We start from the raw sequence: 22,132 nt of genomic DNA, 5'->3' as shown, positions 1-22,132 counted from the left end.
CGCCGCTGCGGCGTATGTCCAGGATGGACGATCTGAAACGCCGCTGGGCCCGCCTCGAACCCCATCTGACCATCGTCGGCCCGGACGACGATCGGCCCCGCCCGGCGGTCCTGCTGTTCCACGGCTGCGGCGGTCTGCGCAGCCATCTGCCCCGCTATGCGGAGGCGGCGAAGGCGGCCGGCTGGCGGGCCTTCATCGTCGATTCCTATGGGCCGCGCGGATGGGGCCGGGCCTTCACCCTGACGGCGGTCTGCACCGGCCTGGCCTTCCGGGGCTATGAGCGGGCCGGCGACGTCCTGGCGGCGATCCAGGGGATTTCGGCCCGCCCGGACGTGCACGCGACCCGGCTGGCCCTGGCCGGCTGGAGCCACGGCGGCTGGTCGATCATGGAGATGATGAGCGCCGACCCTGCGCCCAACACCCTGGGCGTGGCCGATCCCGGTGCGGCCGACCTGTCGGGTGTTCGCGCCGTCTGGCTGGCCTATCCCTATATAGGGCCCTTCGCCTTCAACCGGATGAAGCCCTGGCGGCATTGCCCCCGGGTGCTGGCCGTCACCTGCAAACGCGACCATCTGACCACGGTGCGCAACGCCGAACTGGTCAACGCCATGATCCGCAACTGCGGCGCCGAGGTCGAGAGCTGGGTCGCCGCCGGCACCCACGCCTTCGACGAACCGACCAACAACGGCCCGATGCGCCACGACCCGGACCTGACCGAGGAATCCCTGCGCCGCTTCCGCGCCTTTCTGACCGACGTCGCGCCGCACGTTTGAAAAAAGAGTGCCGTCTCCGTCTTGACGATCGGCTTATCACGTAACAATTGAAGTTACATGAAAAGGGACTCCCGCCTCTCCAACATCCTCCACGCCCTGCTCCACATGGCCGAGTACGAGGCGCGGAGCGGCGCATCCATGACGTCGGATCAGCTGGCCGTCTGCCTGTCGACCCATCCGGTCGTGGTGCGCCGGACCATGGCGGGCCTGCGCGAACAGGGGCTGGTGGTCTCGGAAAAGGGGCGTGGCGGCGGCTGGCGGCTGGCCCGGCCGCTGGATCAGGTCACTCTGGGCCAGGTCAACACCGCTCTGGGCGAGCCCGGTCTGTTCCCTGAAACCCCGCCGGTCGAGGCCGACGGCTGCCTGGTCGAGGCGGCGGTCAACGACGCTCTGGCCGAGACCTACGCCGAGGCCCGCGCCCTGCTGGTCGCACGGCTGAACGAGATCACCCTGGCCGATCTGGCGGCGGACTTCGCGCGCCGAATGGCCGACCACCCAAAAAGGATCTGCTGAATGCCCGTCTCAACCTCCATCGTCCCGAGTGAGCCCATGCCGCACGACGCCCTGATCCTGGGCGGCTCCTACGCCGGCCTGTCCGCCGCCCAGCAACTGGTCCGCGCCCGTCGCCGGGTGCTGGTCATTGACGACGGAAAGCCGCGCAACAGGTTCGCCGCGCGCGCCCATGGGTTTTTGAGCCAGGACGGCAGGCCGGGGGCCGAGATCGCCGCCGCCGCCCGCGCCCAGGTCGCCGCCTATCCCACCGCCGCCTTCCGCATGGCCGAGGCGGTCGAGGTCGAGCGGATCGAGGGCGGCTTCTCGGTCGCCTTCGCCGACGGGACGCGGACCACCGGCCGCCGTCTGCTGCTGTCGCACGGGGTCGAGGACGTGCTGCCGGACATTCCGGGCGTCAAGGAACGCTGGGGCCGGACGGCGCTCCACTGTCCCTGGTGCCACGGCTATGAGATCGGCGGCGGCTCGATCGGGGTGCTGGGGCGCGGCGACCATGCGGTCCAGTACGCAGCCACTGTAGCGGAGTGGGGCCAGGTCACCCTGTTCATGGGGCTGGAGGTCGGACTGTCGCCCGAGGACGCCCATCTGCTGTACCGGCGCGGCGTGACCATCGAGACCACGCCCATAGAGCGGCTGGAGGGCGACGCCCCCACCCTGACGGGCGCGCGCCTGGCCGACGGGCGGTTTGTGGCGTTGAAGGCCCTCTTCGTCGGAGCCCAGATCCAGGTCGGCAATCCTTTCGCCGAGCGCCTGGGGTGCGAAATGACCGACACGCCCATGGGCCGGGTGATCAAGGTGGACGGGATGCAGCAGACGACCCAGCCGGGCGTCTTCGCCGCCGGCGACCTGGCCCGCGCCGCGTCCAACATCACCCTGGCGACCTCGGACGGCATGATCGCCGGCCACGCCCTGTTCCGCTCGCTGGTGGAGGAGGAGACGCAGCGCGCGGCCTGATTGGCGCGGCGACAACATGTCGCCTTCCGCGCGAGTCTGATCAGGCTAGGTTGTGCGCATGCAAGTTTCCGCCAAGACATCCATCGCGCTCAAAGGGCTGCTCGTTCTGGGCGGCCTTGTTGCGCTCGTCGCGGCGGTCGGCATTCTCGGCGCGCCGGTCTTCATGGCGATGGCGCTGAACGGCTAGGTCAGCCGATCGTCGCGATCGTCGTGATCGTCGCGCGTACGGAATGGGCCATTTCGCAATGGTCGTGGGCCTGGTGGTGCAAGGCGTCCAACTCGTCCTGCGTCGGCACGCGACCCGTGAAACTGGTGCATGGGTTCAAGGTCACTTCGGCGATATAGCCGCGCCCTTGGTCGTTCTTGCCCATCTTGCCGAAAGCCTCGTCGACATAGGTGTCGACCACCAGGCCGGCGTTGGCGGCGAAGGCCAGGAACCACAGCATGTGGCAGCTGGACAGGGAGGCGATCATCGCCTCTTCGGGATCGACGGCGGAAGGATCGGACATCGGCAGGGGCACGCTGGCCGGCGCCGACGACCCCGGCACGACCGTCCCGCCGTCGAAGGTCCAGGAATGGGCGCGGCTGTAACGCTTGTCGAGGAAGGGCTGATCACCGCGGCTCCAGGCGACCTTCGCCTCGTACTTGCCCATCACGTCCTCCAGAAGCCGACCATCTTCTTGACCTCTTCCACCACCGGATCGGCGATTTCGGCGGCGCGCTCGGCCCCGGCCTTCAGCACCCGGTCGATCTCTACGGGATCGTCCATCAGCCGGCGCATCTCGGCCGTGACCGGCGCCAGGGCCGAGACGGCGAGGTCCGCAAGAGCCGGCTTGAAGGCGCCGAAGCCCTGGCCGCCGAACTGTTCGATCACCTGTTCGCGCGTCAGCCCGGCCAGGGCGGCGTAGATGGCCACCAGATTCTTGGCCTCCGGTCGGTCGTTCAGCCCGTCCAGGGTTGCCGGCAGGGGCTCGGGATCGGTCTTGGCCTTGCGGATCTTGGACGCGATCGTGTCGGCGTCGTCGGTCAGATTGATCCGGCTGTTGTCGGACGGGTCCGACTTGGACATCTTGGCCGCCCCGTCGCGCAGGGACATGACGCGCGTCGCCGGCCCCTGGATCACCGGTTCGGGCAGGGGGAAGAAGCCGGGCGCGCCGAAGTCGTTGTTGAACTTGGCGGCGATGTCGCGGGTCAGCTCCAGATGCTGCTTCTGGTCCTCGCCGACCGGCACTTCCGTGGCCTTGTACAGCAGGATGTCGGCGGCCTGGAGCACGGGGTAGGTATAGAGGCCGACCGAGGCCCGCTCCTTGTGCTTGCCCGACTTCTCCTTGAACTGGGTCATCCGGTCCAGCCAGCCGAGGCGGGCGACGCAGTTGAAGATCCAGGCCAGTTCGGCATGGGCGCGCACGGCCGATTGCGGGAAGATGATCGACCGGGCCGGGTCCAGACCCGAGGCCAGATAGGCGGCGGCGATCTCGCGCGTCTGGGCCGCCAGCTTCTCGGGCTCCTGCCAGACGGTGATCGCATGCAGGTCGGCGACGAAGACGAAGACCGGCGCGCCCTGGTCCTGCAGTTCGACGAACCGCTTCAGGGCGCCCAGATAGTTGCCCAGGTGCAGGGCGCCGGAGGCCTGGATGCCGGACAGGATACGGCGCGGGCCGGTGTAGAGGGCCGGAGGGGTTTGATCGGTCATGGGGTCGGGTCTCGGAAAGTCGGAATCAGGCGTGACGAAGGGGGCGGCGGTTCAGCCGCGCCATCGCCAGGTGGAGATCAGGCCCGAAAGGATCATGGCTCGCGCTTATCGCCTCGAAGAGGTTCAGTCCAGACCGGAGGCGGCCGAACCGCCGGGCTCGCGGCGCAGGGTCGCCTTCAGCTCCGCCACGGTGACGGCGCGGAAGGCCAGAAGACAGACGCCATAGACGCCCGCGCCCAGGCCGCAGACCACCAGCACGGCGATCTCCTTGGCCAGAAACAAACGGCTGAGCAGTCCGTAGTTGATCCCCGCCAGCAGCAGCAGGCCGGCCATGACCGCGCTGGCGGCCAGGACGCGCGAGAGCCGGGAAACGAAGGCCGGCGACGGCCGCCAGCTGTTCTCGCGAACCAGAACCCCGGCCAACAGGCCGACATTGATCCAGGCCGAGACGCTGGTGGCGATCGCCAGGCCCAGCACCCCGTCCCAGCCCTGGGCGCTGAACCAGAAGAACAGGCCCGAGCCCAGGATGACGGTGATGACCACGCTGACCACCGCGAAGATCATCGGCCGGCGCGTGTCCTGGCGCGCGAAGAAGGGCGGGGTCAGAACCTTGGCCAGGACGAAGGCCGGCACGCCCCAGGCGAATTGGCGCAGCACATCGGCGGTTCGGGCGGCGTCGGCGCTGGTGAAGGCGCCGCGCGTCACCGTGGCGTCGATGATGAAGAAGGGGATGACGAACAGGGCCACGGCGGCCGGCAGGGTGAAGGCCATGGCCAGGTTGATCCCGTCATCCAGCGTCTTCTGCCCGCCCACGTGATCCCCGGAGACGAAGGCCTTGGTCAGGCGCGGCACCAAAGCGAGGCCGATGGCGACCCCGACCAGACCTAGGGGAAGCTGGTACAGCCGGTCGGCGTTATAGAGCACCGACCGCGCGCCTTCGTCCGATCCGGTCAGGAACTGCGACACCAGGGAGTTGATCTGCAGGGCGCCTCCCGCCAGGGCGCCGGGCACGGCCAGAGCCAGGGTGTGGCGGACATTGGGCGTGATCCGGGGCAGGCCGATCCTGAGTCGCACGCCCAGCCGCCGCACGCCCCACCACAAGAGGCCCGCCTGAATGACGCCTGACACCGTCACCGCAGCCGTCACCATCAGCAGCACGGTCTCCTGCGGGATCGGCAGGAACATCGGCGGCAGCAGGGCGGCCAGGGTGCACAGGTTCAGAAACACCGGTACGGCGGCCGACAGCGCAAACCGTCCGCCGGTGTTCAACACCCCTGACAGCAGCGAGGCCGCAGTCATGCAGGCCAGATAGGGCATGGCCAGCTGGGTCGCGATCACAGCGGCGCGCAGCACCTCGGGTCGACCCTGATAGGCCGACAGCAGCCAGGGCATGATCCAGGGCATCACGACCTGAAGCAGGATGCAGAAGCCGGCGACCACCGCCAGCATGAAGCTGAGCGCCTCGGATGCGGTGACGGCGGCGGCCTCTTCGCCCTCGCGCGCCCGGACCCCGCCGTAGACGGGGACAAAGGCCTGGGCGAAGGCGCCCTCGGCGAACAGGCGGCGGAACATGTTGGGCAGCATCAAGGCCGTGGTGAAGGCGTCCATCATCGGCCCCTGGCCGAAGCGCGCCGCCAGCGCCATGTCGCGGACAAATCCCAGAATTCGACTGCCCAGGGTCAGGCTGGACTGAACCAGGGTGTTGCGGGCGAGGCTCATGCGGACCGGGGGAGGAAGGCTGGAGAAAGGCGAGGCTTAGCGCGCTTCCGTCGGCGGCGATACGGATTTGGCGCGGGTCCGCCGCCCCAGTTCGGAGACGTCGCGCGCGCTGGCGCGGGCCGAGGCGACCTTGCGGCCCTCCGGCGCCGGGGCGCGGCTGTCCAGTACCGCTTCCAGGGCCGCGCGCAGTTCGGCGACCCGCTGTTCCGAGGTGATCTTCCGACCCTTGCGATCGACCACATAGAAGCTGTCCACCGCCCGCTCGCCATAGGAGGCGACATGGGCCGAGCGGATGTTCAGCCCTTCGTCGCTGAAGACCCGCGACAGGGCCGCAAGCAGGCCGGGCCGGTCGGCGCCCGAGACCTCGACCACGGTGGCGGTCTCGCTGGCGTGGTGATCGACCATGACCACGGGCCGGACCTCGAAGGCGGCCTTTCTGGCGTTGCCGGCGGGGGCGGGCGCCTTGCCGATGCGGCCCTCGCCGCGCGCGGCCTTCTCCAGCGCCTCGATCAGGGCGTTCAGCCGGCGCGGCTCGGCCTGGCCGTAGGGCAGGCCCGCCCCGTCCTGAACCCGAAAGACGTCCAGCACCACTCCCTCGTCCGTGGTCGCCACCCGGGCGTCCGTGACGTCGGCGCCCAGGGCGGCCATGGTCTGGGCCAGGTCGGCGAACAGGCCGGGCCGGTCCAGGGCGGCGATGGAGATTTCCGTGGCCTGGACCGGCAGACCCTCGACCGGCGTCAGGGGGGCGGCCTGGGCGGCGGCGCCGGTCTGGCGCGCCCGCTCCACCAGGGCCGGATGGGCCGCCAGCGGATCCGCGCGCGCCACGTCTTCGCCCCGGAACAGGGCGGCGACCTGGTCATAGAGGGTCCGCATCAGTTGGCCCTTCCAGCCGTTCCAGACCCCCGGCCCAACGGCGCGGATGTCGGCCACGGTCAGGACCAGCAGCATCCGCAGCCGCTCCGGATCGCCCACCAGTTCGGCGAAGGCGCGGATGGTGCCCGGATCGGACAGGTCGCGCTTCTGGGCGTAGTCGGACAGGGCCAGGTGGCTGCGCACCAGCCAGACCACCAGTTCGATGCGGCGCGGATCGACGCCCAGTCGCTCGCAGGCCCGGCGCGCGGCGATGGCCCCGTCCTCCAGCTGGCCGCGCTCGCCCCCCTTGCCGACGTCGTGCAGCAGCATGCCCAGCATCAGGGCTTCCATGTCCGAGATCAGGTGCACGATCTCGCTGGCCATCGGGTGGTCGGCCTTCAACTTGCCCCGGGCGATGTCGTTGATGACGCCGATGGCCTGGAGGGTGTGCTCGTCCACCGTATAGGCGTGGTACATGTTGAACTGGGTCTGGCCGACGATCCGCCCCCATTCCGGCAGGAACCGCCCCAGCAGCCCCGTCTCGTTCATTATGGTCAGGGTGCGATAGGGCCTCTGACCATGCGCCAGGACGTCGAGGAAGGCCCGCGACGCCACCGGATCGCGTCGCAGACGGGGCGTCACCAGCGACAGGGAGCGGGTCACGGCGGAGAAGGCGTCGGGGTGCAGGTCCAGATCGTGCCGGTCGGCGCAGACGAACAGGGTCAACAGCTTGACCGGATCGCGTTCGAACACCGAGGCGTCCTCGACCGACAGCCGCCCTTGGTCGATCCAGAAGCCCTCGATGTCCAGTTTTCGGCGACTGGGCCGAAAGGCGATCAGGCGCGACAGACCATGGGCCGTCTTCTGGTGTCGGGCCTCCAGCTTGGCCGACATGGCCCGCGTCAGGGCGCCGACGTCACGGGCATAGAGGAAATAGCGCCGCATGAACCGCTCGACCGCCGGCTCGTCGCCCCGACCCTGCCAGCCCATGCGCCGGGCGACCTCGGGCTGCATGTCGAAGGTCAGCTTCTCCTCCGCCCGCCCGGCGACCAGATGCAGATGGATCCGCACCCGCCACAGGAAGTCGAAGGCGTCGTCGGACGTCCGGCGTTCGCGCGGGGTGAACAGTTCGTCCATCACCGCCGCGCCCAGTCGGCTGTCCGGCGCCAGGGATCGGGCGATCCAGTACAGGGTGTTGAGGTCGCGCAAGCCTCCCTTGCCGTCCTTGACGTTCGGCTCGACCTTGTAACGGGTCACGCCGGCCTTCTGGTGCCGGGCGGCGCGTTCCTCCAGCTTGGCGGCGATGAAGGGCCGGGGGTCGGCCTTGGCCACCATGTCGCGGAACCGGCCGATCATCAGCTCGGACAGGCGCGCGTCCCCCGCCAGATGGCGCGCCTCCAAGAGGGTGGTCCGCACCGTCATGTCCGTGCGCGACAGGCTGAGGCATTCCTCCACCGATCGCACGGAAGGCCCGACCTTGATGCCCAGATCCCACAGAACATAAAGGACGAATTCGATCACCGTCCCCCCGCGCGGCGTCGCCTTGGCCGGCCGCAGGAACAACAGGTCCAGGTCGGAATAGGGCGCCAGAACGCCCCGGCCGTAGCCGCCGACCGCCACCAGGGACAGACGCTCGCTCTCGACCGGCGAGACCGGAAACAGGACCTCGGTCGCCACACGCCACAGGGCCGCCAGCATGTCGTCTGCGGCCTTGGCGTAGAGCCGGGCGACATCGCGCCCCTTCATCCCCCCGTCCAGCTTCCGCTCGGCCCGGGCTCGGGCGGCGTCATAAGCCTCGCGCAGAACGACAGAGACCGCCGCGCGCGGGTCTTCCGCGCGGGCGGCCTCGTCAAGGCGGTCATCCAGGCTGGGCGAAACAAGGGTCATGGCCGCCCCATATAGGCGCCGAACCCCTATGCGTCAGTGAAGGATCACTCCGGGCGAACGCGCTTCTTGCGGAACGACGGGTTCAGCACCTGTTTGCGCAGACGGATGGACTTCGGCGTCACCTCGACCAGCTCGTCGTCGTCGATATAGGCGATGGCCTGTTCCAGCGACATCTGGCGCGGCGGGGTCAGGCGCACGGCCTCGTCCTTGCCGGCGGCGCGGACGTTGGTCAGCTGCTTGCCCTTGATCGGGTTGACGTCCAGGTCGTCCCAGCGTGCGTTCTCGCCGATGATCATGCCCTGGTAGGTCTTTTCGCCGGCGCCGACGAACATGACGCCGCGGTCTTCCAGGTTCCACAGGGCGAAGGCGGCGGTTTCGCCGTCGGAGTTCGAGATCAGCACGCCCTTCAGACGGCCGGCGATGGCGCCCTTGTGCGGCTCATAGTGGCTGAACACCCGGTTCAGCACGCCCGAACCGCGTGTATCGGTCAGGAACTCGCCCTGATAGCCGATCAGCGAGCGCGACGGGCACTTCAGCTGGATACGGGTCTTGCCGGCGCCCGACGGACCCATGTCGGTCATTTCGGCCTTACGGGCCGACAGCTTCTCGATGACGATGCCCGAGAACTCGTCGTCGACGTCGATCATGACGTCTTCGATCGGCTCCATCTTCTCGCCGTTCGGACCTTCCTGGAAGACCACGCGCGGACGCGAGATCGACAGTTCGAAGCCCTCGCGGCGCATGTTCTCGATCAGAACGCCCAGCTGCAGTTCGCCGCGGCCGGCCACCTCATAGGCGTCGCCGCCTTCGGTGGTGGTGACGCGGATGGCGACATTGGCCTCGGCCTCCTTCAGCAGGCGGTCGCGGATGACGCGCGACTGGACCTTGTCGCCCTCCCGACCGGCCAGGGGGCTGTCGTTGACCGAGACGGTCATGGAGATGGTCGGCGGGTCGATCGGCTGGGCCGGCAGGGCTTCGGTCACCTCCATGGCGCACAGGGTGTCGGCCACGGTCGCCTTGGACATGCCCGCGATGGCGACGATGTCGCCGGCCTCGGAGCCCTCGTCCAGCGGCTGGCGCTTCAGGCCGCGGAAGGCCAGGACCTTGGTGATGCGGCCGCGCTCGATCTCCTTGCCGTCGCGGTCCAGGGCTTTGATGGCCATGCCGGGCACGGCCTTGCCGCTCTCGATCCGGCCCGTCAGCAGACGGCCCAGGAAGGGGTCGGATTCGATCAGGACGTTCAGAATCTGGAACGGCTTGTCGACGTTCTGCTGCTGCTTGGGCGGCGGGACGTGGCGGACGATCAGGTCGAACAGGGGCGCCAGATTGTCGTTCGGCTGGTTCAGGTCCAGCGTCGCCCAGCCGTTGCGGCCCGAGGCGTAGATGTGGGGGAAGTCCAGCTGTTCGTCGGTCGCGCCGATGGCGGCGAACAGGTCGAAGGTCTCGTTGTGGACCCGGTCCGGATCGGCGTGGGCGCGGTCGACCTTGTTGATGCACAGGATGGGGCGCAGGCCCATCTTCAGCGCCTTGGTCAGGACGAACTTGGTCTGGGGCATGACGCCTTCCTCGGCGTCGACCAGCAGGACGCAGCCGTCCACCATGCCCAGAATCCGCTCCACCTCGCCGCCGAAGTCGGCGTGGCCGGGGGTGTCGATGATGTTGATCCGGGTTTCGCCGGCCTCGCCGTTCCAGAGCACCGAGGTGCACTTGGCCAGGATGGTGATGCCCCGTTCCTTTTCCTGGTCGTTGGAGTCCATGGCGCGCTCGGTGGTCGCCTCATTGGCTCGGAAGACGCCGGACTGGGCCAGAAGTTGGTCCACCAGGGTCGTCTTGCCGTGGTCGACGTGGGCGATGATGGCGACGTTGCGCAGGTTCATTTGATAATCGCGAAAAGGCGCGGCCGAGATGCGGGCGGCCGCTGGTCATGAAAAGGCATGCAGGGAGCGCGCGCCTCTTACAGCCATGTGGACGGAAAGACCAGAGCGGGCGTTTCGCCGCCTGCCGCCGCCTTACCGATATTTCATTCCCGACGCCGCATCCGCGCGGTCGAGCCCACTCCTCTACCCCTCGACGGCGTGACCGTTTGGACAAGGGAGACGATGATGACGGGCTTAATGGGATTGATGCTGGCGGCGGCCGTTCTGGCGCCCGGCGGCGCGCCGGACATGCGCGTGGACGCCAAGGGGCTGAGCATGGGCCGGACGGGGGACGCAGCGGTTCTGGCCGATCGAATTCAGACGGCCAGCCGAGAATGGTGCGCCCAGCATCGGGCGGTTCTGACGCCTAGCGACCTGGGGCTGCCGCAGGTGTGCGAGCGGGAAATGCGGCGCCGCGCCTATTATCAGCTGCCTGCTTCCGAACGCCGCCTGTTCGTCAAGGCCGGCGGGCGTCGCCTGCTGAACCAGTTTTAGAGACGACGCACCATATAGCGGGCGTCGGCGCCGTAGCTGGCCAATTTGGCGGCCATGCCCGGCGCCGTCTGCTCAACGAAGCCGTGGCGGGACCAGAAGGCGACGGCGTCATTGACGGCCACCAGGGCGACGGCGGGCCAGCCGTCCTCCGTCGCCTGTTCCGCCAGCCGTTCGACCACCGCGTGCGTCAGCCCGCCGCCCCGCGTCTCGGGGTGCAGGGCCAGGTCGTGTAGATAGAGGACAGCCGGGTCCGTCGGCAGGCCTTCGATCACCGTGTTCAAGGGCGGCGCCCCGTCGGCCCGCCAGGGATAGGCGATCAGATAGCCCTGCGCGGGGGCGTCCCCGTCCGTCAGTACGAAACAGCCGCGCGGATAAAGGGCCAGCCGGTTCTCGAAACAGGCCCGCGCCTCGAAATGATCGGGGAAGGACAGACGGGCGATCTCGACCACGGCGTCGATGTCGCTCGGCCGCATCGGACGCCAGACTAGCCGGGGCAGCGCGCGTTCAGCTCCGCCTTCTGGAAACGCCATCGAATAATCCTCTCCTGGCCGTCCAGCACGCCTTCGATCCGGGCGTTCAGGATGTCGCCGTCGCGTTCATAGACGACCCGTTTTGGAAAGTCGTCGTCGGCCGCCTGTTCGAACACCACCCGGCTCGGTCCGGAGGCGACCACCGGAAAGACGGCGGCAGGCTGGCCCTCCGGCTGGGCGAAATAGGCCAGGGGCGCGGCCGGGGTCGGATCGACCGGAGCGATGCGCGACAGCTCCCACCCCGCCCGTCCGCCGCGAACGGTCAGCGAGGTTCCCAGCATCAGCTTCAGGCGCGGATCGGTCCAGGTTTCGGACACTTCGCGGCCCGGTTCGCAGGACAGCCAGTAGCCGGCCATCCAGCCCAGATCGGGACGCAGGTCCGGCCCGGTCTGAAGGGCGGCGGCGAGAAGCAGCGGGGTCAGCATGGTCGGTTTTCCTCTCCGGTCGACGTCGACAGGCTAGGCGGCGTGCGGGCTGGACGGCTTGTAGGTTTGCGACGCTATGGCTCGGGCCAGGGCGTGCTGCTCCCGCGCCCATTCCGTGGCGGTGCAGCCCAGGAAGCGCCGGAAGTCGCGCGCCATCTGCGGCTGGTCGAAATAGCCGGCCTCAAGCCCCGCTTCGAGCCAGCCCTGAGCCTCGCCGTCGGGCTGGGCGGCGTGGTCGAACACCCGGCGAAAGCGGAAAATCGAACGCAGCAGGCGGGGCGAGACCCCGACCCGGTCGGCGAAGCGCCGCTGAAGCGCCCGTTGCTCGCCTGAAGAGCGTGACGCCGCAGCCCGCTCCTCGGCGGCCGCCTCGACTTCAGCGCGAACGATCGGGTCGATCGTCCAGTCCCCGCGCTGCTTCTGGCGGGTCAGCCAGGCGACGAAGGCCTCCGCCTGGCCCGTCGGATCGCCCGGCGGGGGATCGAACCCGGCCAGGCGCTCGACCATGTCCAGTCGGCGGTCGGTCGCCTCGCCCAGCGGACGACCCAGAAAGTCACGCGCCCCGTCCGGTTCGAACCGGACGGACACCAGTTCGGTGGGGCCGGTCGGCTTCATGGCCAGGGGGCGGGTCATCTGTCCGGCGAACAGAGCCGGAGGCTGAAGGCGGAAGGCGCCGTCCTCGCCCTGTTCGGCGTAGGGGGCGCCGAGGTCGAACACCAGTTCGGGGCAGCCGTCAGGCGCGATACGCTGGATGGTTGGACTGGGATCGGGGGCGGCGTAGGTCCAGATGACGCGGACGAAGGGCGCCAGCGCCGGCGGCGGCGCGAACTCCTGATACCGTTCCTCCCCCGAGGCCACTTCAGTTGACCTTGGAGGGGTCCGGCGGCGGGGCGGGCAGGGGGGCGACCGGCACGCCGTCCTCCTTCAGCTTCTTCACCTCGGCGGGCGTGGCCTCGCCGTAGATCTCTCGCTTTTCGGACCGGCCTTCATGGATGTCGCGGGCCTCGCGGGCGAAGGCGTCGCCGACATAGTCGAAGTTCGCCTCGACATGGGCGCGCACCTCGCGCGCGGCCTCCATCATCATGGTCTGCATCCGGGCGGCGATCTCGGGGGCCGCGTCCGACTTGCGCGTCCCGCTGACCGCCGGGGCCATGATCGCCTTCCGCACCGCGCGCGAACCGCAGAACGGGCATTCCACCAGGCCGCGCGCGGCCTGGTCGTCATAGTCGGCGGACGAGCCGAACCAGGCTTCAAAACCGTGGGCCTGGTCGCAATTGAGGGCGTATCGGATCATGAGGGTTGGGGCTGAATCAGCGGGCGGGCAGAAAGTCGCGGTCGTGGGTCAGGGCCGGCACGGCGGTCCGGGCCTTGGCCGTCGCCTCCATGTCCAGCCTGGCCGTAAGAATGCAAGGCTCGTCGTGATCCGCCTTGGCCAGAATCTCGCCCCAGGGGCCGATCACGGTCGAACGGCCCCAGGTGCGGCGCCCGTCCTCATGAAGCCCGCCCTGGGCCGGGGCCAGGACGAAGGCGCCGGTTTCGATGGCCCGGGCCCGCAGCAGCACCTCCCAATGGGCTTCTCCGGTCGGAACCGTAAAGGCGGCGGGCACGGCGATCATCAAGGCCCCGGCCTTGGCCAGCTGGCGGTGCAGGTGGGGAAAGCGGATGTCGTAGCAGATGGTCAGGCCCAGCCGGCCCCAGGGCGTGTCGGCGACGGCCGCCCCGTCGCCGGGGCGCACCGTGGCGCTTTCGCGATATTTTTCGCCATTGGGCAGTTCGACGTCGAAGACGTGCAGCTTGTCGTACCGGGCCGTGATCGCGCCCGCCGGATCGACCAGCAGCGACCGGTTGGCCGCTCGCCCATCGCCCGTTTGGCCGGACCGAACGAGGGCCGAGCCGATCAGAAGCCAGATCCCCAGTTCCGCCGCCAGACGGCGCAGACCCAGGACGGCGACGTCGGCCTCTTCATCCTTGATCGCGGCGTCGCGTCGGTCGCGGCGCTGTTCCAGGACATTGGTCCCTTCCGGCGTCAGGACGAATTTCGCCCCGCCCGCCGCCGCCTCGCGGATCAGGGGCTCGACATGAGCCAGGGCCGCCTCGGCCGTCGCCGGCGTGCGGGTCTGGATCAGGGCGATGTCGAGCCCGCCGCTCATCGCATCAGGCCGTCAGAAGCGGGTCGAGCTTGCCGTCGCGGTCCAGGGCGTGGATGTCGTCCGAGCCGCCGACGTGCTGACCGTCGATGAAGATCTGGGGGAAGGTCATGCGCCCGCCCGACTTCTCGACCATCTCGGCCTTCTTGTCGGGGTCGTTGGAGGCGACGATCTCATGATAATCGACTCCCTTCTTCTTCAGAAGCGCCATGGCGCTGTAGCAATAGGGGCAGCCGGGCTTGGTGTAGATGACGACGTCGGCCAAATCAGAACTCCAGATTAAGCATGTCCCTCAAGCAGCGAGCCGCGCGGGGAGCGATAGGGACTACATAGTCAGTTCACGGGCGTTTCGCACCCGCGCGATCACGGCCAGATCCACGGCCCGCGCCCCGGCGTCGAGCAGGGCGCGCGTGCAGGCCTCGCCGGTCGCGCCCGTGGTCAACACATCGTCGATCAGAAGGATGCGGCGCCCCTTCAGGCGGCGTCGCCCGGCCTCGGTCACGGCGAAGGCCTTTTTCACATTCAGCCGTCGGCCGCGGCGGCTCTTGCCGCCCTGGCTCGCCGTATGGCTGGCCCGGATCAGGGCGTCGGGCAGATAGTCCAGCCCCGCCCTTCGGGCCAGGGGGCGGGCGATCTCGGCGGCCTGGTTGAACCGGCGCGACAGCAGTCGCAACGGGTGCAGGGGCACGGGGACCACGGCGTCGGCCTCAGCGACCAGTTCAGCGCCCGCTCGGCTGATCCAGCGCGCGAACAGGGCGGCGAACTGCTGCTGGTCCCCGTGTTTGAAGCGCAGGATCAGGCTTCGGGACGCCTCGTCATAGACGCAGGCGGCGCGGGCGCGGGCGAAGACATAGGGTTGGGCGATGCAGGCTGCGCAGCGGGTTTCGGCGAAAGGGCCGCCGTCGAATTCGAAGGCCGCGCCGCAGCCGTCGCACACCGGCGCCTCCAAGAACCGTATGCGGCTCCAGGCGTCGGGCGTCAGGCCGGCAGCGGCCGTGGCCTCGGGGCTGTCATGCGCCAGGGGCGGCAGGACCAGATCGGCCAGTCCCCGCGCGAAGTCCAGGCCGGCCCGCCGCAAATGACGCGCCGCCCCTTCCCAGGCGCGCCCCAAACCCCCATCCTGAAGGTCCATGAGCCTTTCCCCCTCCTCCGGCCCCGACGCCGTGCCGCCGACGACCGCCCCCCCGCGCATCTTTGACGCCGGGCGTCGAGAGGCGCGACTGGCGCGGTCCGAAAGGCGGCTGACGCAGGCCGATTTTCTTCACGTCCGCGCGGCCGAAAACGCGGTCGGCAGTCTCGAGGCCATATTGCGCGACTTTCCCGTCGCGGTCGATCTGTCCGCCCATCCGGGCCCCTTCGCCCGAGCCCTCGCGTCCAGCGAAGCGGCGGATCGGGTGGGGCGGATCGTCGCTCCGACCTCGCGGGCCGAGCGGGCCGCGCCCGGTCGCGACGCCCTGCCGCTGGAAGACGGGACGACGGATCTGATCGTCTCCCTGCTCAATCTCCACTGGGCCAACGACCTGCCCGGCGCATTGGCCCAGATCCGGCGCGCCTTGAAACCGGACGGGCTGTTTCTGGGCGCCTTGTTCGGGGCGGGCGCCCTGAAGGAGCTTCGGGCCGTCCTGACCGAGGCCGAGCTGGCCGAACGCGGCGGGGCCCAGGCGCGTGTTTCGCCCTTCGCCGACGGTTATGACGGGGCCGCCCTTCTCCAACGCGCCGGCTTCGCCCTGCCGGTCTCGGACGTGGACCGTTTCGTGGTGCGCTATCCGGACATGTTCGCCCTGGTCCGCGATCTCCGCGCCATGGGCGAGACCAATGTGCTGCACGGGCCGATCCGCCCCCTGAATCGCGCAATCATCAGCCGTGCGGCGCATCTTTACGCCGAACGCTACGGCGACGCGGACGGGCGGATCTCCGCCACCTTCGAAATCATTCACCTGGCCGGTTGGAAGCCGCACGAGAGCCAGCAGAAGCCGCTGCCGCGCGGCTCGGCCAAGGTCCGGCTGGCCGACGCCTTGGGGGTCAAGGAGTTGACGGGGGAGGAGGGCGATCCGGCTTGATCGCGCTGCGGGAACGCGTCAGCGTCCCAGGGCGTCCGCGATCTTCTGCATGACGTCTTTGTAGAGGGCGCCGTTGGCCCCCCCCAGGGCGTTCAAACCGCCCAGGATGGCGACGAAGATCAAGCCGCAGATCAGACCGTATTCAATGGCGGTCGCGCCGCGCTCGTCGCTCAGGAACCGGGCGATGAATCCGTTCATGTCCCGCTCCATGGACGGCGGTGGTCACAACAGGTCGCGCAGCCAGGCGACCAGGGGTTCGTCCGCCGGAGGCATGGGATAGTCCGAAAGCTTCTCCGGTCTGACCCAGGCCAGGCCGGCGTGCTCACGCGCCGTGACCACGCCGTCCCACCGTCGGCACAGATACAGTGGCATCAACAGGTGAAAGGAATCGTAAGCGTGGCTGGCGAAGACGAAGGGCGCCAGGCAACTCTCGCTGACCTCTATGCCCAGTTCCTCGCGCAGTTCGCGGATCAGGGCCGCCTCGGGCCGCTCGCCGGGCTCGACCTTGCCTCCGGGAAACTCCCACAGGCCGGCCAGCTTCTTGCCTTCGGGTCGTTTGGCGATCAGCACGCGCCCATCGACGTCGATCAGGGCGACGGCGACGACGAGGACGATGGGGAGCGGCGTCTCGGTCACGACCGATAGTCGCCGTTGATCTCGATATAGCCCTTGGTCAGGTCGCAAGTCCAAACCGTGGCCGAGGCCCGGCCGGCGCCGACGTCGACGGTGATGTCGATTTCGGGATTCTTCATATAGGCGGTCATCTTGGCCTCGTCGTAGGTTGGGGACGGGGCGCCATCGACGGCGGCCTGGTGCGGGCCGAACCTGATCGCCAGACGGTCGCGGTCCACCGGCTCCTCGGTCTTGCCCACGGCCATGACCACCCGGCCCCAGTTGGCGTCCTGGCCGGCGATGGCGGTCTTGACCAGGGGGCTGTCGGCGATCGACTTGGCCAGCTTGCGGGCCGAGGCGGGGCTGGCGGCGCCGTCCACCGTCACCTTGACGAACTTGGTCGCCCCCTCGCCGTCGCGCACCAGCTGGTGCGCCAGATCCAGCATGACCTTGTCCAGGGCGGCCGAGAAGCTCTTCAGCCGCCGGTCGCCGACCCGGCCGATCCGCGGCGCGCCCGAGGTTCCGGTGGCGAACAGCAGGGCCGTGTCGTTGGTCGAGGTGTCGCCGTCCACCGTCACCGAGTTGAAGGTGGTGCGGACGTGCAGGCCCAGCAGGGCCTTCAGCACGTTCGGATGGATGTCGGCGTCGGTGACGATGAAGGCCAGCATGGTCGCCATGTCCGGCGCGATCATGCCCGACCCCTTGGCGATCCCGGCGATCCGGACCTTATACCCCTCGATCTCGGCCTCGGCGTAGGAGCCCTTGGGGAAGGTGTCGGTGGTCATGATGCCGCGCCCGGCGCGGGCCCACTGTTCGGACGGATGGAGGTCGGCGTCCAGACCGGCCTCGATGTCCGGCAGTTTGGCGATGATCTTCTTTTCGTCCAGCACCACGCCGATCACGCCCGTCGAGGCCATCATGACGTCCCGCTGGCGGCATCCGAACCGTTTGGCCACCTCAGAGGCCGCCCGCCGCGCGGCGTCGGCGCCGGGCTTGCCGGTGAAGGCGTTGGCGCAGCCGGCGTTGACCACCAGGGCGCGCACGTCCTTGCCGCCCTCGGCCCCGCCCAGATGCTTCTTGCACCAGTCGACCGGCGCCGAGCCGATCTTGTGGCGGGTGAAGACCCCGGCGCAGCTGGTGCCGCGCGCGAAGCGGAAAACGACCAGGTCGTCGCGCTCATGCTTGTAGAAGCCGGCGCGGGCCGTGGCGATCTCGACCCCGCCGATGGGGGGAATGGTCGGGAAGGGCACAGCCAGGGGCGAGACGGCCAGGCCGGGCTTTCCGGCGGCTGGGGCGACGGGCGCGGCGGCGGCCTCGGCCGGACGGGTGGCGCGCTTCAGGGCTGCAGCAAAGGGGTCCAGCGCCTTTTCGAACGCCTGTTCGATCTTTTGGCCGGTCGTGGGGGTCTTGGTCATGTCAGGCGGCCGGTGAGAGGGGAGTGTCAGACGCGGAAGGCGGGGCGGAAGGCGGGGCGGAAGCGGGGGCGGGAGCGGGGCGGGGCAGGCCCGCCGACGGCGCCGACGCCGGCTCCTCGTCACCGGCGCCGGGATCGCCGGGCAGCAGAATATCGACCTTGGCCTTGCCGCGCAGCTGTTCCAACAGACGTCTCACCCCTTCATAGGTCAGGTAGCGGACGATTTGCGGCCGGGCCTGTTCCAGGGTCGGCGGGTTTTCCTTGCGTCGGTCCTCGACCCGCAGCACGGCCCAACCGCCCTCGGTCTGGAAGGGGCCGACGGTCGAACCCGCCGGCTTGTCGCGCAGGGCGCCGGCATAGGCTTGGGGCATGACGTCCAGGGTCGAATAGCCCAGGTCGCCGCCCGAGAAGCGGGTGGCCTCGTCGATCGACCGCTCCATAGCCACGGCTTCGAAGCTGGCGCCCTGGCCCAGAATGCCGATGACGGCGTCCGCCTCGGGCTTGGTGCGCGACAGGATCAGGCGGACCCGAATCTCCTCGGACGTCTTCGCCAGGCGCAGCTGCTCATTGTAAAGCGTCTGGATCGCCTGATCGGAGATGGCGCCGTTGACGACGCTCTCGACCAGCATGTCGCCTAGAATCCGCTCCCGGGTCGCCTCCAGCCGACGCTGCGCCAGAGGCGAGGCGTCCAGGCGACGGCGCTCCGCTTCGCGCGCCAGCAGCTTCTGATCGACCACCTCGTCCAGAACCCGGCGGAAAAGCTCGGAGGTCACATCCAGGGGCTCGCCTTCCCCGACCAGACCCTGCGCCACCGCCTCGCGCTTGACGTCCGAGGCCCAGATGATCTGGTCCTGAACCTTGGCCACCTGCTGGTCGCCCGGCAGCGGCGCCCGATCGTCGTCGCCGCCGCGCGAACAGGCGGCCAGCGTCATCGCCAAGGCCGTCGCGGCGACCAAGGCGATGCCGCCGACCGATCCAAGGCCCCCTCGGGAAGGGGCGTGTCGGAAATGGAGGCGCCGGAATGGGATCAAGGGGACGCTCCGTCGAAGGCGGCCGAAAGCCCCCGCGTTGACAGGGGTTAGGGCGGTGCTTAAGTCCCGCCTGCGCCCAAGTCGAGGGGTTTTGATCGTCTGCGCGGCCCTTCGCGCGCGCCTGTGTCGGCGCGGCGGGGTCGTCATCGGTCCGAACGCCGCTTGGGGCGCGATCCTCGCCGCCCCTCACGGGATTTCAGAGCCGCTCCTTAATGACGCTCGACCTTTACCGGATCTGACATGCTCGGCTTCGCCAAGAAACTCTTCGGCTCTTCCAACGACCGCAAGATCAAGGCTTTCCAGGACCACGCCCAGCGCATCAATGCGCTAGAGCCCAAGTTCGCCGCCCTGTCGGACGACGAGCTGCGGATGATGACTGACGCTTTCCGCGACCGTCTGAGCAATGGCGAAAGCCTGGACAAGATCCTGCCGGAAGCCTTCGCCGTCGTGCGCGAGGCGTCCAAGCGGGTGCTGGGCCAGCGTCAATATGACGTCCAGCTGGCGGGCGGCATGATCCTGCATGAGGGCGGCATCGCCGAAATGCGGACCGGCGAAGGCAAGACCCTGGTCGCCGTGGCGCCGGTCTATCTGAACGCCCTGGAAGGCAAGGGCGTCCACGTCATCACCGTCAACGACTATCTGGCCCGCCGCGACGCCGAGACCATGGGCCGGGTCTATCGCTTCCTGGGTCTTGAGGTCGGGGTCATCGTCAACGGCCTGTCCCAGGGCCAGCGCCAGGCCGCCTACGCGGCCGACGTGACCTACGGCACCAACAACGAGTTCGGCTTCGACTATCTGCGCGACAACCTGGTCTATGACCGGCGCGAGATGGTGCAGCGCCCCCACAACTTCGCCATCGTCGACGAGGTCGACTCCATCCTGATCGACGAGGCGCGCACGCCCCTGATCATCTCGGGCCCCACCGAGGATCGGTCGGACCTGTACAAGGTGCTGGACGCCCTGATCAAAGATCTGATCAAGGACAAGGACACCTATGAACTGGACGAGAAGCAGAAACAGGTTCTGCTGACCGAGCTGGGCTCCGAGCGTCTGGAAGAGGCCCTGGAGAAGGGCGGCCACTTCGCCCCCGACACCACCGGTCTTTATGACGCCGCCAACATCAGCCTGGTCCACCACTCCAACCAGGCCCTGCGCGCCAACACCCTGTATCAGCGCGACAAGGACTATATCATCAAGGGCGGCGAGATCATTCTGATCGACGAGTTCACCGGTCGGATGATGACCGGCCGGCGCCTGTCCGAAGGCCTGCACCAGGCCATCGAGGCCAAGGAAGACGTCAAGATCCAGCCCGAGAACCAGACCCTGGCCTCAGTCACGATCCAGAACTACTTCCGCCTGTATCAGAAGCTGTCCGGCATGACCGGCACGGCCGCGACCGAGGCCCAGGAGTTCGGCGACATCTACAAGATGGAGGTGCTGGAGGTGCCGACCAACCGGCCGATCCAGCGCAAGGACTATGACGACGAAGTCTATCGGACCCATGCGGAAAAGAGCCAGGCCATCGCCCGGCAGATCGCCGAATGCCACCTGGCCGGCCAGCCCATCCTGGTCGGCACGGTCTCGATCGAGCGCTCCGAACAGCTGTCCGAGCTGCTGCGCACCTATGAGTACAAGGTCGAGGTCTCGCGCAAGCTGAAGTCCCAGTACGAGGGCAAGGCCAAGGAGGCCGAGAAGATCGGCGACGCCGCCTATGACATCACCTATGAGACCAAGCTGCGCGGCATTCCGCACTCGGTCCTGAACGCGCGCCAGCATGAGCAGGAGGCCTATATCGTCGCCGACGCCGGTCTGCCGGGCGCGGTGACCATCGCCACCAACATGGCCGGCCGCGGCACCGACATCCAGCTCGGGGGCAACCTCGAGATGAAGATGCAGAAATGGCTGCTGGAACAGCGGAACATGGCCGTCGAGGTCACGCCCGAGATGCACGCGGCCAAGGAGGCCGAGTTCAAGGCCGAGATCGCCGTCAACCGCGAGAAGGCCCTGGCCGCCGGCGGTCTGTTCGTCCTGGGCACCGAACGCCATGAGAGCCGCCGGATCGACAACCAGCTGCGCGGCCGCACCGGCCGCCAGGGCGACCCCGGCGTGTCGAAATTCTATCTGTCCTGCGAGGACGACCTGCTGCGCATCTTCGCCGGCGATCGTCTGGACTCGATCATGAAGACCTTCGGGGTCGCGGAAGGCGAGGCCATCACCCACCCCTGGCTGAACCGCGCCATCGAGACCGCCCAGAAGCGGGTCGAGACCCGCAACTATGACATCCGCAAGAACCTGCTGAAGTACGACGACGTCGTGAACGACCAGCGCAAGGCCGTGTTCGAACAGCGCCAGGAGTTCATGGATTCCGAGGATCTGTCGGAACTGGTCGGCGACTTCCGCCGCGACGTGGTGTCCGACCTGGTCGAACGCTACATGCCGCCCAAGGCCTATGCCGAACAGTGGGACATCGACGGCCTGGATGAAAAGGTCCGCTCGACCCTGGGGCTGGAGCTGCCGCTCCACGACTGGGCAGCCGAGGAAGGCGTCTCCAACGAGGAGATCGAGGAGCGGCTGCTCGCCGCCGCCGACACCCGCGCGGCCGAACGTCTGGAGCTGATCGGCGCCGAACAGACGCGCGGCCTGGAAAAGCAATTCATGCTGCAGATGATCGACATGCAGTGGCGCGAACACCTGGTCCATCTGGACCATCTGCGCGGCGTGATCGGCCTGCGCGGCTACGGCCAGCGCGACCCGTTGCAGGAGTATAAGACCGAGGCCTTCAACCTGTTCGAAGGTCTGCTCTACGACCTGCGCCACAACGTCACCCGCTGGCTGATGACGGTGGAGTTCCGCTTCCAGGCGCCGCCTGAACTGCCTGAGTTCCAGGAAATCCACCTGAACCCCGGCACCGGCGAAAATGAGATGGCCGATCCGGCCGCTCAGAACCCCGAAGGCCAGCTGATCGGCGACGACCGGTCGAAACTGCCGGTCGAGGCGCTTCCGCCGGGCTGGGAGATGACCGGCCGCAATGCGCCCTGCCCCTGCGGCTCGGGCCGCAAGTTCAAACACTGCCACGGCGCCCTGATCTGAGCCTTTCGGCGCGGTAAGGACGAA

At 68.5% G+C, this 22,132-nt stretch carries 23 protein-coding genes; 7 read left to right on the top strand and 16 right to left on the bottom strand.

The genetic code is table 11. From position 1 onward, the window contains the following. The first annotated feature begins 23 nt into the window (after positions 1-23). From JL11_RS02775 to JL11_RS18065, 4 genes are read left to right on the top strand one after another with little or no spacing between them, the layout of a single operon-like run. A complete protein-coding gene (locus tag JL11_RS02775; protein ID WP_054764310.1) occupies positions 24-773 on the top strand; it encodes a dienelactone hydrolase family protein in 750 nt (249 codons plus the stop codon). Positions 774-830: 57 nt separating this feature from the next. Next, entirely contained in the window at positions 831-1,286 is a 456-nt protein-coding gene (locus JL11_RS02770; protein ID WP_054764309.1) for an Rrf2 family transcriptional regulator, read from the top strand. Next, positions 1,287-2,237, top strand: a complete 951-nt coding sequence (locus JL11_RS02765) for an NAD(P)/FAD-dependent oxidoreductase (RefSeq protein WP_227976018.1) — start codon at positions 1,287-1,289, stop codon at positions 2,235-2,237. A gap of 58 nt (positions 2,238-2,295) precedes the next feature. Further along, a complete protein-coding gene (locus JL11_RS18065) occupies positions 2,296-2,424 on the top strand; it encodes a hypothetical protein (RefSeq protein WP_255478926.1) in 129 nt (42 codons plus the stop codon). 1 nt (position 2,425) lies between these two features. Here JL11_RS18065 and JL11_RS02760 read toward each other — a convergent pair whose 3' ends face one another. The 5 genes from JL11_RS02760 to typA form a co-directional block, all read right to left on the bottom strand. Continuing rightward, complete coding sequence (locus tag JL11_RS02760; RefSeq protein ID WP_054764308.1) at positions 2,426-2,890, bottom strand: OsmC family protein; 465 nt, start codon at positions 2,888-2,890, stop codon at positions 2,426-2,428. Continuing rightward, positions 2,890-3,930 carry a tryptophan--tRNA ligase gene (gene trpS / locus JL11_RS02755; RefSeq protein ID WP_054764307.1) on the bottom strand — a complete coding sequence of 347 codons (1,041 nt, stop codon included), beginning with the start codon at positions 3,928-3,930 and terminating at the stop codon, positions 2,890-2,892. The genes JL11_RS02760 and trpS overlap by 1 nt, the downstream gene beginning before the upstream one ends. A 123-nt stretch (positions 3,931-4,053) precedes the next feature. Further along, entirely contained in the window at positions 4,054-5,649 is a 1,596-nt protein-coding gene (gene murJ / locus JL11_RS02750; RefSeq protein ID WP_054764306.1) for a murein biosynthesis integral membrane protein MurJ, read from the bottom strand. A gap of 36 nt (positions 5,650-5,685) precedes the next feature. Then, positions 5,686-8,388 carry a [protein-PII] uridylyltransferase gene (glnD, locus tag JL11_RS02745; protein WP_054764305.1) on the bottom strand — a complete coding sequence of 901 codons (2,703 nt, stop codon included), beginning with the start codon at positions 8,386-8,388 and terminating at the stop codon, positions 5,686-5,688. A gap of 44 nt (positions 8,389-8,432) precedes the next feature. Next, positions 8,433-10,265: a translational GTPase TypA gene (typA, locus tag JL11_RS02740; RefSeq protein WP_054764304.1), complete on the bottom strand. Its 1,833-nt coding sequence runs from the start codon at positions 10,263-10,265 to the stop codon at positions 8,433-8,435. A gap of 225 nt (positions 10,266-10,490) precedes the next feature. On the opposite strand from typA, the gene JL11_RS17625 reads away from it, so the two are divergent. Beyond that, positions 10,491-10,799 (top strand): UrcA family protein, encoded by a 309-nt coding sequence (locus JL11_RS17625; protein ID WP_197273338.1) that lies wholly within the window; start codon positions 10,491-10,493, stop codon positions 10,797-10,799. Here the strand turns inward: JL11_RS17625 and JL11_RS02730 are convergent. The 7 genes from JL11_RS02730 to JL11_RS02700 are packed head-to-tail and all read right to left on the bottom strand — an operon-like array spanning position 10,796 to position 15,033. After that, positions 10,796-11,329, bottom strand: coding sequence for a GNAT family N-acetyltransferase (locus JL11_RS02730; RefSeq protein ID WP_231681378.1), 534 nt, complete (start codon positions 11,327-11,329; stop codon positions 10,796-10,798). The two genes, JL11_RS17625 and JL11_RS02730, sit on opposite strands and share 4 nt — an antisense overlap. Next, the gene (locus tag JL11_RS02725) at positions 11,284-11,754 is read right to left on the bottom strand and encodes a DUF6265 family protein (RefSeq protein ID WP_054764301.1); all 471 of its coding nucleotides are present in this window, start codon (positions 11,752-11,754) and stop codon (positions 11,284-11,286) included. The genes JL11_RS02730 and JL11_RS02725 overlap by 46 nt, the downstream gene beginning before the upstream one ends. 33 nt (positions 11,755-11,787) lie before the next feature. Next, entirely contained in the window at positions 11,788-12,612 is an 825-nt protein-coding gene (locus JL11_RS02720) for an AraC family transcriptional regulator (RefSeq protein WP_054764300.1), read from the bottom strand. A gap of 1 nt (position 12,613) precedes the next feature. Continuing rightward, on the bottom strand, positions 12,614-13,048 hold the full coding sequence (locus JL11_RS02715; RefSeq protein ID WP_054764299.1) for a DUF1178 family protein: 435 nt from the start codon (positions 13,046-13,048) through the stop codon (positions 12,614-12,616). 16 nt (positions 13,049-13,064) lie between these two features. Beyond that, a complete protein-coding gene (locus JL11_RS02710; RefSeq protein WP_054764298.1) occupies positions 13,065-13,904 on the bottom strand; it encodes a carbon-nitrogen hydrolase family protein in 840 nt (279 codons plus the stop codon). A 4-nt stretch (positions 13,905-13,908) separates the two neighbouring features. After that, positions 13,909-14,166 carry a glutaredoxin 3 gene (gene grxC, locus JL11_RS02705; protein ID WP_054764297.1) on the bottom strand — a complete coding sequence of 86 codons (258 nt, stop codon included), beginning with the start codon at positions 14,164-14,166 and terminating at the stop codon, positions 13,909-13,911. A gap of 60 nt (positions 14,167-14,226) precedes the next feature. Further along, on the bottom strand, positions 14,227-15,033 hold the full coding sequence (locus JL11_RS02700; RefSeq protein WP_054764296.1) for a ComF family protein: 807 nt from the start codon (positions 15,031-15,033) through the stop codon (positions 14,227-14,229). On the opposite strand from JL11_RS02700, the gene JL11_RS02695 reads away from it, so the two are divergent. Further along, positions 15,032-15,961: a methyltransferase domain-containing protein gene (locus tag JL11_RS02695; protein WP_054764295.1), complete on the top strand. Its 930-nt coding sequence runs from the start codon at positions 15,032-15,034 to the stop codon at positions 15,959-15,961. The genes JL11_RS02700 and JL11_RS02695 overlap by 2 nt on opposite strands. Before the next feature lie 18 nt (positions 15,962-15,979). Here the strand turns inward: JL11_RS02695 and JL11_RS02690 are convergent, their stop codons facing one another. The 4 genes from JL11_RS02690 to JL11_RS02675 are packed head-to-tail and all read right to left on the bottom strand — an operon-like array spanning position 15,980 to position 18,919. Then, positions 15,980-16,159, bottom strand: coding sequence for a Flp family type IVb pilin (locus tag JL11_RS02690; RefSeq protein ID WP_054764294.1), 180 nt, complete (start codon positions 16,157-16,159; stop codon positions 15,980-15,982). Positions 16,160-16,183: 24 nt separating this feature from the next. Further along, the gene (locus JL11_RS02685; RefSeq protein ID WP_054764293.1) at positions 16,184-16,597 is read right to left on the bottom strand and encodes a (deoxy)nucleoside triphosphate pyrophosphohydrolase; all 414 of its coding nucleotides are present in this window, start codon (positions 16,595-16,597) and stop codon (positions 16,184-16,186) included. Continuing rightward, complete coding sequence (gene argJ, locus JL11_RS02680) at positions 16,594-17,988, bottom strand: bifunctional glutamate N-acetyltransferase/amino-acid acetyltransferase ArgJ (RefSeq protein ID WP_054764292.1); 1,395 nt, start codon at positions 17,986-17,988, stop codon at positions 16,594-16,596. Before argJ ends, JL11_RS02685 begins: the two co-directional genes overlap by 4 nt. 1 nt (position 17,989) lies before the next feature. Then, positions 17,990-18,919, bottom strand: a complete 930-nt coding sequence (locus JL11_RS02675; RefSeq protein ID WP_054766775.1) for a peptidylprolyl isomerase — start codon at positions 18,917-18,919, stop codon at positions 17,990-17,992. 339 nt (positions 18,920-19,258) lie between these two features. Between JL11_RS02675 and secA the strand changes: the two genes are divergently transcribed. Beyond that, positions 19,259-22,108, top strand: a complete 2,850-nt coding sequence (gene secA, locus JL11_RS02670) for a preprotein translocase subunit SecA (protein WP_054764291.1) — start codon at positions 19,259-19,261, stop codon at positions 22,106-22,108. Positions 22,109-22,132: the final 24 nt, after the last annotated feature.

The organism is Brevundimonas sp. DS20 (assembly GCF_001310255.1).
Lineage (GTDB): Bacteria > Pseudomonadota > Alphaproteobacteria > Caulobacterales > Caulobacteraceae > Brevundimonas > Brevundimonas aurantiaca.
This window is presented reverse-complemented; position numbering and strand designations above follow the sequence as displayed.

Bases quoted from the DNA above. Each gene is read 5' to 3' on its own strand.
- JL11_RS02775 (WP_054764310.1), top strand. From the start codon at position 24: ATGGACGATCTGAAACGCCGCTGGGCCCGCCTCGAACCCCATCTGACC.
- JL11_RS02770 (WP_054764309.1), top strand. From the start codon at position 831: ATGAAAAGGGACTCCCGCCTCTCCAACATCCTCCACGCCCTGCTCCAC.
- JL11_RS02765 (WP_227976018.1), top strand. From the start codon at position 1,287: ATGCCCGTCTCAACCTCCATCGTCCCGAGTGAGCCCATGCCGCACGAC.
- JL11_RS18065 (WP_255478926.1), top strand. From the start codon at position 2,296: ATGCAAGTTTCCGCCAAGACATCCATCGCGCTCAAAGGGCTGCTCGTT.
- JL11_RS02760 (WP_054764308.1), bottom strand. From the start codon at position 2,890: ATGGGCAAGTACGAGGCGAAGGTCGCCTGGAGCCGCGGTGATCAGCCC.
- trpS (WP_054764307.1), bottom strand. From the start codon at position 3,930: ATGACCGATCAAACCCCTCCGGCCCTCTACACCGGCCCGCGCCGTATC.
- murJ (WP_054764306.1), bottom strand. From the start codon at position 5,649: ATGAGCCTCGCCCGCAACACCCTGGTTCAGTCCAGCCTGACCCTGGGC.
- glnD (WP_054764305.1), bottom strand. From the start codon at position 8,388: ATGACCCTTGTTTCGCCCAGCCTGGATGACCGCCTTGACGAGGCCGCC.
- typA (WP_054764304.1), bottom strand. From the start codon at position 10,265: ATGAACCTGCGCAACGTCGCCATCATCGCCCACGTCGACCACGGCAAG.
- JL11_RS17625 (WP_197273338.1), top strand. From the start codon at position 10,491: ATGACGGGCTTAATGGGATTGATGCTGGCGGCGGCCGTTCTGGCGCCC.
- JL11_RS02730 (WP_231681378.1), bottom strand. From the start codon at position 11,329: ATGGCGTTTCCAGAAGGCGGAGCTGAACGCGCGCTGCCCCGGCTAGTC.
- JL11_RS02725 (WP_054764301.1), bottom strand. From the start codon at position 11,754: ATGCTGACCCCGCTGCTTCTCGCCGCCGCCCTTCAGACCGGGCCGGAC.
- JL11_RS02715 (WP_054764299.1), bottom strand. From the start codon at position 13,048: ATGATCCGATACGCCCTCAATTGCGACCAGGCCCACGGTTTTGAAGCC.
- JL11_RS02710 (WP_054764298.1), bottom strand. From the start codon at position 13,904: ATGAGCGGCGGGCTCGACATCGCCCTGATCCAGACCCGCACGCCGGCG.
- JL11_RS02695 (WP_054764295.1), top strand. From the start codon at position 15,032: ATGAGCCTTTCCCCCTCCTCCGGCCCCGACGCCGTGCCGCCGACGACC.
- JL11_RS02700 (WP_054764296.1), bottom strand. From the start codon at position 15,033: ATGGACCTTCAGGATGGGGGTTTGGGGCGCGCCTGGGAAGGGGCGGCG.
- JL11_RS02690 (WP_054764294.1), bottom strand. From the start codon at position 16,159: ATGAACGGATTCATCGCCCGGTTCCTGAGCGACGAGCGCGGCGCGACC.
- argJ (WP_054764292.1), bottom strand. From the start codon at position 17,988: ATGACCAAGACCCCCACGACCGGCCAAAAGATCGAACAGGCGTTCGAA.
- JL11_RS02675 (WP_054766775.1), bottom strand. From the start codon at position 18,919: ATGACGCTGGCCGCCTGTTCGCGCGGCGGCGACGACGATCGGGCGCCG.
- secA (WP_054764291.1), top strand. From the start codon at position 19,259: ATGCTCGGCTTCGCCAAGAAACTCTTCGGCTCTTCCAACGACCGCAAG.